This is a genomic window from Paenibacillus sp. FSL H3-0310 (assembly GCF_038002785.1).
Taxonomy (GTDB): Bacteria; Bacillota; Bacilli; order Paenibacillales; family Paenibacillaceae; genus Paenibacillus_AQ; species Paenibacillus_AQ odorifer.
Map to the genome: position 1 here is coordinate 1442189 of NZ_JBBODC010000001.1, position 14053 is coordinate 1456241.

The 14053-nt window shown below is 43.2% G+C and carries 11 protein-coding genes; 10 read left to right on the forward strand and 1 reads right to left on the reverse strand.

Annotation, left to right across the window (positions count from 1 at the left end):
- The first annotated feature begins 185 nt into the window (after positions 1–185).
- From MHH63_RS06445 to MHH63_RS06475, 7 genes are all read left to right on the forward strand, one after another.
- A complete protein-coding gene (locus tag MHH63_RS06445; RefSeq protein WP_280753010.1) occupies positions 186–1784 on the forward strand; it encodes a methyl-accepting chemotaxis protein in 1599 nt (532 codons plus the stop codon).
- 41 nt (positions 1785–1825) lie between these two features.
- Entirely contained in the window at positions 1826–2929 is a 1104-nt protein-coding gene (gene cheB / locus MHH63_RS06450) for a chemotaxis-specific protein-glutamate methyltransferase CheB (protein ID WP_280753011.1), read from the forward strand.
- Between the two features lie 165 nt (positions 2930–3094).
- Positions 3095–4099, forward strand: a complete 1005-nt coding sequence (locus MHH63_RS06455; RefSeq protein ID WP_076129500.1) for an AraC family transcriptional regulator — start codon at positions 3095–3097, stop codon at positions 4097–4099.
- A gap of 199 nt (positions 4100–4298) precedes the next feature.
- On the forward strand, positions 4299–5714 hold the full coding sequence (locus MHH63_RS06460) for an MFS transporter (RefSeq protein WP_341171324.1): 1416 nt from the start codon (positions 4299–4301) through the stop codon (positions 5712–5714).
- Positions 5715–5848: 134 nt separating this feature from the next.
- Positions 5849–6616 (forward strand): ABC transporter ATP-binding protein, encoded by a 768-nt coding sequence (locus MHH63_RS06465; RefSeq protein ID WP_339168934.1) that lies wholly within the window; start codon positions 5849–5851, stop codon positions 6614–6616.
- 4 nt (positions 6617–6620) lie between these two features.
- Positions 6621–8582, forward strand: coding sequence for an ABC transporter permease (locus MHH63_RS06470; protein WP_341171325.1), 1962 nt, complete (start codon positions 6621–6623; stop codon positions 8580–8582).
- Between the two features lie 46 nt (positions 8583–8628).
- Complete coding sequence (locus tag MHH63_RS06475; protein ID WP_042190339.1) at positions 8629–8850, forward strand: hypothetical protein; 222 nt, start codon at positions 8629–8631, stop codon at positions 8848–8850.
- Between the two features lie 88 nt (positions 8851–8938).
- On the opposite strand, the gene MHH63_RS06480 is transcribed toward MHH63_RS06475, so the two are convergent.
- Positions 8939–9946 carry an ABC transporter substrate-binding protein gene (locus MHH63_RS06480; protein ID WP_076184088.1) on the reverse strand — a complete coding sequence of 336 codons (1008 nt, stop codon included), beginning with the start codon at positions 9944–9946 and terminating at the stop codon, positions 8939–8941.
- A gap of 213 nt (positions 9947–10159) precedes the next feature.
- On the opposite strand from MHH63_RS06480, the gene MHH63_RS06485 reads away from it, so the two are divergent.
- The 3 genes from MHH63_RS06485 (at position 10160) to MHH63_RS06495 (ending at position 14013) form a co-directional block, all read left to right on the forward strand.
- Entirely contained in the window at positions 10160–11218 is a 1059-nt protein-coding gene (locus MHH63_RS06485; RefSeq protein WP_076129506.1) for a FecCD family ABC transporter permease, read from the forward strand.
- A 62-nt stretch (positions 11219–11280) separates the two neighbouring features.
- Positions 11281–12255, forward strand: a complete 975-nt coding sequence (locus tag MHH63_RS06490; protein ID WP_370510750.1) for a FecCD family ABC transporter permease — start codon at positions 11281–11283, stop codon at positions 12253–12255.
- 42 nt (positions 12256–12297) lie between these two features.
- Positions 12298–14013 (forward strand): ABC transporter ATP-binding protein, encoded by a 1716-nt coding sequence (locus MHH63_RS06495; protein WP_076104415.1) that lies wholly within the window; start codon positions 12298–12300, stop codon positions 14011–14013.
- Positions 14014–14053 lie beyond the last annotated feature (40 nt).

The following is a 14053-nucleotide window of genomic DNA, read 5'->3' on the forward strand; positions in this document are numbered from 1 at the left end:
CAAAATCCCGTTCACGGTGCTGTGAGGCGGGATTTTTTGGTCTGCGCTTTTTTTGCGGGACGACGCAATATTTTTGCGTGGTCGCGCTATTTTTTTTCGGTTACCTTAATCTGCTTACCGTATATGATGAAATAGTTCCTAAGAATTACTAAAAAATGACTAACGCCAATGAGGGGCTGAGGAAAATGAAGTGGTTTTATAATTTAAGGACAGCAGTGAAGTTAATCTCCGCATTTCTGTTAGTATCCGCAATATTGTGCTTTGTAGGATTCTATGGAATTACGAATTTGAGTAAGATGGACCGCTCTATCGTGGACATGTACGAAAATCGCTTAACACCTATAGCTTATCTGGGAGAAGCGAATGAACTATTTTTAACAAATAGAATCAATATCCGTGATATAAACACGATGGCTAAAACAGCGGCAGAAAAGAAAGAATACGAAGATAAAATACATAAAAACGTTCAAAGTATTGAAGAGATCATGGGTAAATATAGCAAGACTGCGTTGAGGGAAGAAGAATTGGCGATAATGAAAGATTATCCTGAGATCTGGCAACGTTATATCACAAGTCTTGATGATACTATTGAAATTGATAAAACAAATATTAGTAATGAGAAATATACAAATTATTTGCGCGAAAGTGATTTGCAAACAGCCACAACAGAGCTGACTAACTTTCTGCAAAAATTAATAGACATCAATATGAAGCAGGCTCAAGGTTCGATTGTTAATGCCAATGACCTTTATCAGTCCTCTCGTTTGATTACGTTTAGCGTTACTATTGTTGCGCTGCTCATCAGTATTGGTCTGGGTCTTCTAATATCGCAGATCATAGCACGGCCTCTAAATCAAGTAATGCGCCTGCTAGGTAAAGTGGCTAATGGTGATTTAAGCGAAACGTCGAATCTGGAATCTAAGGACGAGATTGGAATGCTAGCTTATTCTGTTAATGAAATGGTTCTGAACCTAAGACGCACTGTTAGCAGCATTTCGTCTTCTGCGGAAAGTGTCTCAGCTGCTGCACAGCAAATCTCAGCTAGTACAGAGGAAGTAGCCAGTGGAAGTATGAGTCAAGCTAGTGCAGCACAAACGATGAATGAGTTGTTCCGAGAATTATCTGCGGCGATTAATTCAGTAGCCCAGAGTGCTGAACAGGCCTCTGAGCTTTCAGATCAAACGATGCGTATTGCTCAAGATGGAGGGATCGTGGTTAAGAACTCCGTAGAAGGAATGGCAGTACTGGATACACAAATGTCTAGACTTGCGGAAGACTCCGATAAGATTGGTGAGATTATCGCGGTGATTGAAGATATTGCCCAACAGACAAATCTGCTTGCCCTAAACGCAGCGATTGAAGCGGCCCGCGCAGGTGAACAAGGTCGAGGTTTTGCCGTTGTTGCGAATGAAGTAAGAAAGTTAGCTGAGCGGAGCAGTGGGGCTACGAAACAAATCACGGGCATTATCAAAGAAATGCAGAAGAATACGCAGCACAGTGTAAATGCTGTAGTAGAAGGAGTAGCTTTTTCACAAAAAAATGGAGAAGCCTTTGAACATATCCTTACGATGGTGAACGATACCGCTCATAAAGTAACAGAAATTGCAGCTGCCAGTGAAGAACAGGCCGCACAATCGTCTGAGGTGATGTTCTCAATTGAGAGCATATCCGCCGCAACTGAAGAAATGGCGGCAAGCAGCAGTGAAACGGCAACGACCGCCAATGCTTTGGCTCAGCTAGCAGAAGAGTTAAATAGTCTGGTATCTATTTTTAAAGTTAAATAAACAGTGTCAGGGGTATTATCATTGATAGGAGAGGAGAAGTAGTGCAAAAAATAAAGGTGCTCGTTGTAGCTGCTTCAGTAACCATGCGTAAACAGATCTCGAACCTAATTTCGGAGGATTCAAGCCTCGAGGTCATTGGAGTAGCTCGAAATGCATCCGAAGCGATCAGCATGGTTCAAAAACTCAGGCCCGATGTCGTGGCTATAGATATAGAAATGCCGGAATTGAACGGTTTGGTAGCACTCACAAGCATAATGTCTCAGCGGCCAACACCTATACTTATCCTGAGCGGCGCTACAAAGGATGGAATAACAGCAACCATTACTGCTTTACAAAATGGTGCAGTGGATTTCATATCCAAGCCGGCTCAATCTTATGGACCTGGTCTATACAGCATAAAAGATGAGTTATTATTCAAAATTAAGAAAGCCGCTGAAATTCCTTTAAGAACTCTTATTCTTAACAATATAAACATCTCCAAAGTGAAAGCTCGACAAGAGAAACAAAACAACGTTAAGAGTGGATGTACAGAAGTTATTGAGCAGATCGTGGGAATTGGATGCGGAGTAGGGGGGCCGAAAGCATTAGAAATCTTAATTTCCTCGCTCCCGGCGAGCTTCCCGTATCCCCTGCTGGTTGTTCAACATATCCCGCCCAAGTACACAAAAGCATTGGCGGAACGACTGAATCGGTTCTCAAGTGTACGGGTGGTGGAAGCCAAGGACAAGCAATCGGTGCTCGGGGGAACCGTCTATATCGCTCCAGGTAATTCTCATATGACCATTATTCAGGAGGGGCAGGATCTCAGAATAAAACTTATGAAAAAGCCTGCAGTGAATGGACACTGTCCTTCGGTCGATATCTTGTTTGAGTCTATATCTGCACTAACTGGTCTACAGCAGCATTTAATCCTAATGACCGGAATGGGAAATGATGGCGCTAAAGGGATGCTGGCTGCCAAACACGCTGGCGCCCAATCAACGCTAGTAGAATCGCAAGAAACTTCTATTGAAAGTGAAATGCCTGAAGCAGCCGCGAAGCTGGGTTGTGTGGATTACGAGCTGCCCTCGCATTTGTTAGCCTCGAAGATTATGGAGGTTACGGGGGAGCTGAGATACCGGAGGGATGCATTTCCATCGGTTTGAACGGTCTTATTTTACTACTAAAAAAGCGTTGGCAGGATAAAATACGCCAATGCTTTTTTGTGTTTCATGTTGACACTTTCAAGTGATAACAATTATCATTTACGAAGCAAGAGTAGAGATCATGTAACTCATCGTATACAAGGAGCGAAGAAGGAGAGGTTTGCGATGACTTTAAATATATTGAATATGGAAATTCATGATCTTTTTGATCAATTTACAGAACGGATAGAGGGGCATGTTGAACATAACCAATGGGAACAGCGGCTTACTATTCCTTCACATATTGGTAAGGGAAGCGTCACCCGTACACGGATTCGTCCAGGTATGGAGATTATGTATACGGACATAACTTACGAACAGGATATGAAGCTCCACATTCAAGAAGCTTGTCCGTTGTTTGAACTAAGCTATAATCTAAGCGGAGAAATCTATTGCGAATGGAACGGCAAGGAAAGTTACACGGATAAACAAATGGGCAATGTCCTTTTTCTAGAGGATGTTCAGGTGTATGAAGAGAAAAAAGCAGGTGTCCCCAATCAATTGCTGGAAATACGGTTTGCTCCTAGTGAACTGCTGAATTACGCCGGAGATTTATCGGAGACACAGCAAATGGAAACCTGGCTTAGACATCATCGTGGAAATATTGATCGTTATCCAGATACTGCGGCAATCCGAAAATGTGTCTCCGAAATGATCCACTGTACCTATCATGGAACATTGAGACGTTTATATATGGAGAGCAAAGCCCTTGAATTTATTGCTTTGTTTGGTGAGTCTGATGGTTACGGTTCTATTAGCGATAGTATGACGCTGCGGCATGATGATATTACTAATCTGAAGCGGGTACATGAATTGGTGCAAATCCATTTCGAACAACCGTTATCTATACGTGAGTTGGCTAAGCGGGTAGGTATCAACGAATTCAAGCTGAAAAAAGGCTTCCGCGAATTATTTGGCATGACGATCTTCGAGCTTGTACGTATAAAAAGGATGGAGAAAGCGCTCTGGTATATGGAGGTTGAAGGTTTGAATATAGGGAAAACAGCTGTTTCGGTCGGATATAGCAATGTCAGCAATTTCACGACGACCTTCCGTAAGCATTATGGCTGCAATCCAAGCGAATACTTAAAACGTATCGAACAACAGAGTTTGGAACGAAACAGGCTGTAGGAAGATTTGTAAATGCAGAAAGCTTAAAGCTTCAAGTGTTAGAACATAGGGTTCGGAATCGAACGTTATCTTCTGCATGCTTGAGGTTTTTTTGTGTTTGCTCCCTTATCAAGGAGTGAACCTCCCTTAACAGGTAGAGAAAAAGACCACTCTAAATGATAATAATTTCATAGATTGCAGATAAAAAGGTGGTCATACAATGGGACAACAACAAGTAGATTCACGCAGGTGGTATGCGCTGGGGGTTATTTTACTGCCAACATTACTTATTTCATTAAATACTTATATGATTCAAGTTGCGCTTCCATCTATGCAATATAGCTTGAACGCAAGCTTTTCGGAAGCACAGCTTATCGTTACCGGATTCTCGCTAGGATTAGCTGTGGCGTTGATTATTAGCGGAAAGCTTGGGGATATATACGGCAGAAAACGGATGTTGATGATCGGGGTGAGCGGGTTTACGGTCATGGCAGTGTTAGGCGGACTGACCTCAGATCCGGCACTTCTGATTGCTATTCGGATTGTGCAGGGATTGGCTGCGGCGCTTATTCAACCTCAGGTTCTATCTACGCTGCAAGTCAGCTTTCTGCCAAAGGAAAAAGGGCTTGTTTTCGGCATTTACGGCGCAATGATTGGCATTGGATTTGCATTCGGATTCATCCTCGGAGGTACTATTGTGAATTGGAATCCGTTCGATCTCGGTTGGCGGACAGTATTTTTTTTCAATGTGCCATTTGGACTTCTCGTCCTGCTGTTAATGCCGATTGTACCTGAAACCCGGGCTGAGCAGGCGCACAGTATTGATTGGACTGGAAGCTTCCTTCTGCTGATCGGTTTGTTCCTGTTGATCTATCCGTTGTCAGAGGGACAAAAACAAGGGTGGCCGTTGTGGATTTTTGGCTGTCTAATGTTAGCTCTTTTCGTGTTGTTTACTTTTATCTGGGTTGAAAATCGAAAGGGAAAGCAGGGGACGTTACCGTTAGTCGATCTGTCTATTTTCAGAGATCGAACATTTAGCGCTGGTCTGGCAACCGCTCTTGTCCTTTATCTAAGTATGTTCTCTTTCTTTTTTATTTTGAGCTATTATATGCAATTTGGTTTGCACTATAGTGTTCAAGATACCAGTATGGTTTTCTTGCCTATAGGGATAGGCTTTTTTCTGACTTCCCTAATCTCGTCTCGAATGGTCAAAAGATGGGGGATGAGTGTACTTAAGATAGGAGCGCTGATGATGGGGAGCTGTATTCTGCTGCTTATGTTAGAGCTAAATGTGGACGTTACGCAGCTGCTAGACCCTCGTAATATCCTACTATTATTGATATATGGTTTCGGTCTCGGAATGGCTACTACACCTCTAGTCAGCGTTACGCTTAGTTCAGTACCCACAAAGATCACGGGCACGGGTTCAGGCTTGATCACTACCTTTATGTATTTTGCAAATTCGTTAGGAGTGGCGTTAATCGGTATTTTATTCTCCGCTTCGCTAAAGCATTCTCTTTTGGAAGCAGATCTAGCGGATTATGTAAGGGCGTTTTCCTTCTCATTAGCAGCAATCGGTGGACTTGCTTTTACTGGTTTTCTTTGCCTTTGTTTTTTGCGGGAGCGGAAATTGTAGAGGAGGTATCCTGCTTTTTTTGCGCTGTGAGCAATCTAACAAACGAACGCCCTTCTTAGCTTTATAGTAATACCGAGTGATTGAATTCCATTTAATGTAACTCACTCCAAACCTATCAATGAGAAGGTGCCAGGATGTCCATACTGCAAGTAGAGAATCTCTCGAAAGAATATAAAGGCAAAGGCAAAACGAATCGGTTTCGAGCGCTGAACGGGATTAGTCTTAGTGTGGATAGCGGCGAGTTTGTGGCGATTATGGGACCCTCGGGGAGCGGGAAAACAACACTTTTAAATATACTAAGCGGAATCGACACGGAGTATAGTGGGGTTGTAAGAATTGCAGATACTAGTATAAGTGAGATGTCCAAGAACGAGCTTGCGATTTTTCGCCGGCAGCGTATGGGATTCGTTTTTCAGGATTACAATCTGCTGGATAGTCTGACCCTACGGGAAAATATCATGGTGCCCATGGTGCTGGATGATCAAGAGGTAGAAGATATCAATGCCAAGACAGATGAGACGTTATCGCTATTCGATCTGGATGAGGTGAAGGACAAATATCCTTATATGGTTTCAGGGGGGCAACAGCAGCGGGCGGCGATCAGCAGGGCGATTATAAATCATCCAGATGTGATTTTTGCGGACGAGCCGACGGGGAATTTGGATTCCAAAACCTCGAGTACGGTGATGAAGACCTTCGCCAAGCTCAACACTCTAAAAGGAGCAACGATAGTGATGGTCACGCATGATCCTTTTGCGGCCAGCTATTGTAATCGGGTGCTTTTTATCAAAGATGGGAAGGCTCTACTAGAGATTGCTAGAGAGAATAAAGAGCGCAGAGCATTTTTGGATCTGATTCTGGAGAACCTGGCCTTTATTGGAGGGGGAGAAGATGACCTTTAGGAGAATGGCATTTCAGATATTTAAGGCGAATCTTAGAAGATATTTGTTATTTTTCCTATGCAGCAGCTTTACGGTCATGATCTTTTTTACATTTTATTCGCTGTACAGTAATCCTGATTTTAATGACCCTTATCAAGTGAATGGGATGGTGTCAGGTAATTTATATGCTCCTTTTTTGGTGATAAGGGTGTTTGCTGTTCTGTTTATTGTATATGCTCAAATGGCCTTTTTAAAATTCAGAAAAAGCGACTTTGGGCTATTAATGGTACTTGGAATGACAAGCCACAATATCCGCAAAATCATTTTGTTCGAGAATAGCATGATCGCTTTAGCCTCGATTCTCACTGGTTTAGGTACAGGGACAGTTTTCTCCGGTATTTTTTTCTTGATTGTTTCGCTGTTTGTAAATATTGGGGACAGTGCTTTTATACTGACGCCGGATAGTTATCTGTATACCTTTAAATTCTTCGCGGTGATTTACATAGTTGTGATTGCAGTCAATTTGCTACTAACTTTGCGATACAGTATTTTACGTCTTTTAAAAGAGTCCAGAACCGCAGAACGCAACCTGATTCATGGGAAAATCACCGGGGTCATCGGAGTTTTGCTCTTGGGAATCTCCGTTTATAATATGCTCACTCATTACAACCCTTCCGATGCTCGCATGATGTTAATAAATCTGGGAATTAGTATGTTAGGCGTTTATTTGCTGCTGTCAGGACTTGGGGACTGGTTGAAACTTTTTATATCGCGATCAAGCAGAGCATATCACAAGCACCTGCTGTTTAGTTCCAATTTGATCTATACCCTTGGTCGCTCCAAAATAGTGCTTTCTCTTATCACCTTCCTCGTCTTCATCACGATTTCTCTAAGCGGAATTATTTTTTATTTGACCTGGAATGCTGAGGATATTCCGGTTGCAAACAATCCATATGATATTGCCTATTCAGAAGTATTCGGAAAAAATAGCATCTCACCAAAAATACTAAGCGAGATCACGGATCATGGCGCCACGCCGCTGCTTTCACACCAAAAGCTGGAGTATATCGACTTGTTTAATTTCAAAATATTTCTGGACCAGAATATAAACGCATTAATCGGCACTGATTATCATGTGGAGAAAGATCACTTTCTAAATCTGGCCATAGTTGCACAAGGAGAAGAGTGGAAGAATCAAAGACCGGAAATGCCCACCTTTGATCTGATGCTTGCTTCCGGGAAGCATACGCTGTATTCACAAGGTATCCTATTTGACATGGTATTTAACCCTGTGCCGAATCTAATGAATGGTCTTCATATCATTGTAAACGAAGAGGATTATATGGCGCTGAAAGCGGAAAATAAAAAAGCGATCGGTAATCTTCAGCTCCTGAATTTTAAGGATTGGAAAAAAACTGCGGATATAGATGCTAAGTTAAATGCCGCTTTAGCCAAATATAACAAAGACAATACAGAGTCCTGGTATGGCAATGAACGGCAAGAGGCCCTCGTATTCTCTACGAAGTCTAGAATAAGTGACTATCTACAGTTACAGGAGTCTGGCCGATTTGGAATCTTCGTAATTTCATTTGTTGGTTTAATATTTTTCGGCGCCTCCGGGATAGTGCTGCATTTCAGTATTCAGACCGATTTAGAGCGTGAGCGGATCAAATTCAGGAAGCTGAACAAGATTGGAATTACTTCTAAGGACGTGGCTCGCATTATAGGCGGCCCTTTAAAAGTGCTGTTTTTTCTCCCGTATGCATTAGGTATTGCGTTGTCTTCTTTTTATGTTGTTAGTTCTTCCAGGGTTGAAATGTCTACTGCTCTGGAGCCGATGTGGTTTTGTTTGTTAGTAGGCGGAGCGTATCTTTTATTTCAAGTCCTCTTTTATCGTATATACACCAAAATATACACTCACAATATGCTGGCACATATTCAGCTACTCGATATTCCCTTAATAGACCAAAAAGAGATTTCAATTTAATCCCAAATATGATAATATTGGTGCACAAAACGTGGGGGGATTCCATTTGAAAAAGATTTTTTCCAGAATTGCAGTCGCATTAATGATCTTGACCCTTGTTGCGATAGTCACTTGCTTTTATATTGGTGAATTCACCTATGCGTATGGATTAATTTTGGTGCTGTTTTTCGTATTTGCGGGGATGGGGCAGCTCTATAAGCTTAAAAATGATGAGTATATGTACAAAAAACTAAATAACACCGATGAGTATAATGAATATACTAGATGATATAAATTTAACAGAAACTTCTTATGTATAGCCAAACACCCCACTTTAGACAGTGCCTAAAGAGGGGTGTTTTTGTATGTGCCTATGTTTATTTCTTACCGTTGCGTTCAAGAATCATATCTACGAACAGATCAATCTGTGCGGTAATCGCAATCGGATCATAGCGGTAGTAGGTATCAAAATCATTGTAAAATAGATGATCGTTCTTCGCAGCATCAAGTCCGTTCCAAACTGGAGATTCCTTCAGTTCTTTCAGCTTATCCCCTTTTTTGTCAGGATCATAAGTGGTGAGGAACATGTAGTCAGCAGCATATTCGGGCAATAGCTCCATGGACAGCTGCAACGTTTGGTTGTCGTTGCTGTTCTTAGTAGGCATTTTTAGCTTAAGTGCGTTATAAAGGGCTTGTCCACCCCGGCCAGCATTATTTCCGAAGGTCCATAGCTCCCCTTTATCAGTCAGCTCATAGATTCCAAAAGTATCATTTTCATTTACGACACCTTTAAGCTTCTCGCGGCCTTCAGCAGCCTTTTTCTCAAAGTCAGCAATAAATTGTTCAGCTTTGTCAGGCACACCTACAATGTCACCGAACAGTTTAACAGTTTCATAGATATTTGTAGCGGTTCCGTATGGAATATGAATGGTTGGAGCAATTTTGGATAAAGCATCGTAGTTATCATCGTACATAACGACGATCAGGTCAGGTGTAAGTTCCAGAGCTTTCTCGGCGTTAACCGGAGCACCGACATCTTGTGTGTTTGTGAGCAGGTCTTTCAAGAAGGGATTATCAAAGGTACTAGGTTCGACACCTACAACATTTGCTCCTACGGAGAGCAACTCCCCACCATAATAATCTGTAATAATCCGCTGTGGTTTTACAGGTATCTGTACAGTACCTTTAGTGGTTTCATAGCTACGCATTTCAGCAGCTGAAGCCTCAGGAGCAGCCGTTGGCTCAGTGCTTGGTGCTGTAGTTGCTTCTGTTGTTGCTGTTGATTTATTAGATGAAGCATTGTTCGTTCCCCCGCAAGCTGTCACAAATACAGACAATAACATTATGAGTGCCAGGATGGGGAAGAGGGTCTTTCTTTTTAGCATGATAAACCTCCCTATATATATGTACCTATAAATAATAATGAGAATCATTATCATTATTATTTTCAATTTGAACTTTATCAAATCCTAGATTTCCTGTCAATGCAATAAAATAAATGCCTCCTATTAAATCTATCTATTGCCAAACCTAGGAAGGCTCATTTACAATAGCATAGTGATAATGAGAATCAATTTCATAGAAATAGGGTGGCATTCATGAATCAACAGATATCTTCCAAGATTAGACCTAATAAAGGGTCAGCCATACAAGAGTTCCGTTCACGTCCTTGGGCTGCCACGTTAATCTTGGTTGGCGGTCTGGTACTATTAGCACTAGGTATCGCTGTTTCAGTCTCCTTCGGAGCGGCTGATATTAAGCTTTCTGTGGTGTGGGCAGCCGTGTTTCACTTTAATCCGGAGATCATGGATCATCAGATTATTAGAGAATTACGATTACCCCGTGTACTTGGCGGGGCCATGATAGGGGCAAGCTTTGCAGTTGCGGGTGCCATTATGCAGGGGATGACCCGAAATCCACTCGCAGATTCAGGTTTGATGGGCATTAACTCAGGCGCAGGATTTGCGCTGGCGCTTTGTTTTGCATTTTTCCCGAATTTATCGTTTATGTATTTGATCCTATATTCCTTCGTTGGTGCCGGAGTAGGGGCTGGGGTTGTGTATGGGGTCGGATCATTGGCCAAGGGAGGGCTGACTCCTGCTCGTCTGGTGCTGGCGGGTGCTGCTTTTAGTGCACTGCTGTCAGCGCTGAGTGAAGGGGTAGCTTTATATTTTCATATTGGGCAAGATTTGGCTTTCTGGTATGCGGGAGGCGTGGCTGGGACGAAATGGATTCAGCTTAAAGTCATGTTCCCTTGGATAGGAGCGGCGTTAATTGGGGCTATGGTATTATCCCGGTCGATCACAATGCTCAGCCTAGGTGACGATGTTGCTAAAGGGCTAGGCCAGCGCACAGGGCTTGTTAAGCTGGCGGGGACTTTAATTGTATTGATTCTGGCTGGATCATCAGTTGCCGTAGTAGGAGCCGTTGGGTTCATTGGACTAATTATTCCCCATTTGACCCGTTTTTTTGTAGGTGTGGATTACAGATGGATCATTCCATGTTCAGCTATTCTCGGCAGTCTGCTTGCAGTATTTGCAGATTTAACAGCACGGATGATTAATCCCCCTAATGAAACGCCGCTTGGAGCCATTATTGCACTGATCGGTGTACCTTTCTTCCTTTATCTTGCACGTAAAGAAAGGAGGGAACTGTAATGATAGAGAAAACTTCATTCGATTCCTTCCAAGCCGCCAAAAATAAACGTGGCTTAGTTATAATGATTATTTTAGCTGTACTGATTGTTATTGCTTTTATTATTAGTATGAATACAGGATACATACGTTTGACACCTATGGAGCTGCTTAATACGTTATTCGGTAAAGGGACGGATAAGCAAGAGTTAATCTTGTTTCAATTTCGGTTACCGCGTATTGTGATCTCCGTTCTGATAGGCGCAGGTTTGGCTGTATCCGGAGCTGTGATGCAGGGCGTCTTTCGTAATGCTTTGGCCGACCCCGGCATCTTAGGGATTAACGCTGGCGCAGGAATTATGGTTATGCTGTTAATTTCTTTTTATCCAACGGCAACCGCGGCTCCGGTGTATCTGCTGCCTATGGTAGCGTTTGTTGGTGCGGCAATTACTGCTGCCTTGATTTATGTCTTAGCTTATAAACGGCATGAAGGAATAAAACCCATGCGCCTGTTGCTGACTGGTGTAGCGGTTGCAGCTGGAATGAGTGCAGCGATGATCGTGCTGACTCTTCGGCTGGATCCGGAGAAGTATCAGTTTGTGGCTACTTGGCTTGCCGGGAGTATTTGGGGCACAAGCTGGAAGTTTGTACTTTCATTACTACCATGGATCGTAATTCTCGTGCCGTATGTCATCTATAAAGCAAGGGTAATGAACGTCCTTAATTTGGGTGAACAGACAGCCGTAGGACTTGGGGCTGCTGTAACCAAAGAACAATTCCGGCTTCTTGCGGCTGCGGTTGGTCTAGCTGCGGCAAGTGTTGCTGTGAGTGGCGGGATTGGCTTTGTCGGCCTTGTCGGTCCCCATTTGGCGCGACGGCTAGTTGGACCCAAACATCAGCTCATGCTGCCAACCTCAGCGCTGCTCGGCTCACTGCTAGTCATTATAGCGGATACCATTGGACGCTGGATCTTACAGCCATCTGAGATCCCCACTGGAATCGTTGTTGCTGTAATTGGAGCGCCATACTTTTTGTATTTGCTAGCCCGTACTAAATCTTGATGAAAGAGGATGGTCACTCACCGGAAGGAGCGAATTTTTACAATGTTGCGTCGTTTTTTTGCTTACTATAGACCCTATAAGGGATTGTTTATTCTTGACTTCTCCTGTGCTATTGCTGCTGCACTGCTGGAACTAGTCTTCCCGCTGGCCGTTAACCGGGTAGTGGATGATATGCTGCCAAGTGGGAATTGGAAATGGATTCTCTATTCTTGCCTCGGTTTGCTGGGGATCTATATCGTCAGCGCCTTTATGCATTTTGTCGTCACTTATTGGGGGCATAAGCTGGGGATTAATATCGAGTCGGATATGAGAAAAAAGCTGTTTGATCGTGTACAGAAGCTCTCTTTCAACTTCTTCGATAATAATAAAACAGGCCATTTGGTCTCACGGATGACAAATGATCTGATGGACATCGGTGAGATTGCCCACCATGGTCCTGAAGATTTATTCATAGCAGTGATGACGCTGCTGGGTGTATTCGGTATCATGCTTAGCATTAATTGGCAATTAGCTATTCTGACCTTTGTAATTGTCCCGCTGATGATTTATTTATCCATGTACTTCAGTCGCAAAATGTCAAAAGCGTTCCACATCATGTTCGCGGACATTGCTGACTATAACGCACGCGTAGAGAACAATGTAAGCGGGATCCGTGTTGTGCAAGCTTTTGCTAATGAGAATCATGAAATTTCCCGCTTTGCAGTTAATAACGAACGCTTCCGTATTACGAAGCTAATGACCTACCGAATTATGGCTTGGAATTCATCCTTTAGCTTTGTGCTCATGAAGCTGGTCTCGTTATTCGTTCTTGTATGCGGAACCTATTTTGTAATCCAGAAGCAGATGACCTACGGTGAATTTATTGCCTTTGTGATGTTGTCTAATGTCTTCTTAGGACCTTTGCAACAGATTAACTCGGTCATTGAGACCTATCCTAAAGGGATCGCTGGTTTCAAACGTTATCTTGAACTGCTTGAGACGGAGCCGGATGTTGATGACGCAAAAGACGCTAAGCCAGTGTCTCATCTGTCAGGGAATATAACCTTCCAGGATGTAGCTTTTGCTTATAGTGATAAAGAAAAGGTGCTAACCAATGTGAACTTATCGATTTCAGCAGGAGAGACCGTTGCGCTTGTGGGTCCATCCGGTGCTGGTAAGACAACACTTTGCAGCTTGCTGCCACGCTTTTACGATGTAAGCGAAGGCAACATCTCTATTGATGGAATAGATATTCGCTCCATGACGTTAGAATCACTTCGTTCCCATATCGGGATTGTACAACAAGATGTATTCCTGTTTGACGGAACTATCCGTGAGAACATTGCTTACGGCAGATTGGGAGCTTCCGATGAAGAAATCTGGGAGGCTGCAGGGCGCGCTCAGCTGGAAGAACTGATTAAATCTCAGCCCGCCGGGCTGGATACAATGATCGGAGAGAGAGGCGTCAAGCTTTCTGGCGGTCAGAAGCAGAGGTTGTCCATCGCCCGGATGTTCTTGAAGAATCCGACGATTCTCATTCTGGACGAAGCTACATCTGCACTGGATACTGAAACGGAGTCCGCTATACAAGAGGCGCTCGCAGAGTTGTCTGAGGGACGCACAACACTTGTTATTGCTCATCGCCTTGCAACGATCAGAAATGCGGACCGGATTGTTGTCGTTGCGGAAGGTGGCATCGCAGAACAAGGTAAGCATGAGGAACTGCTGCAGACTGCCGGAATTTACAGCCGATTGCATGAAGCGCAGTTTGGAGCTTAAGTAGCTGAAGGGATCACTAGAATATAATTTTGGAGGGACA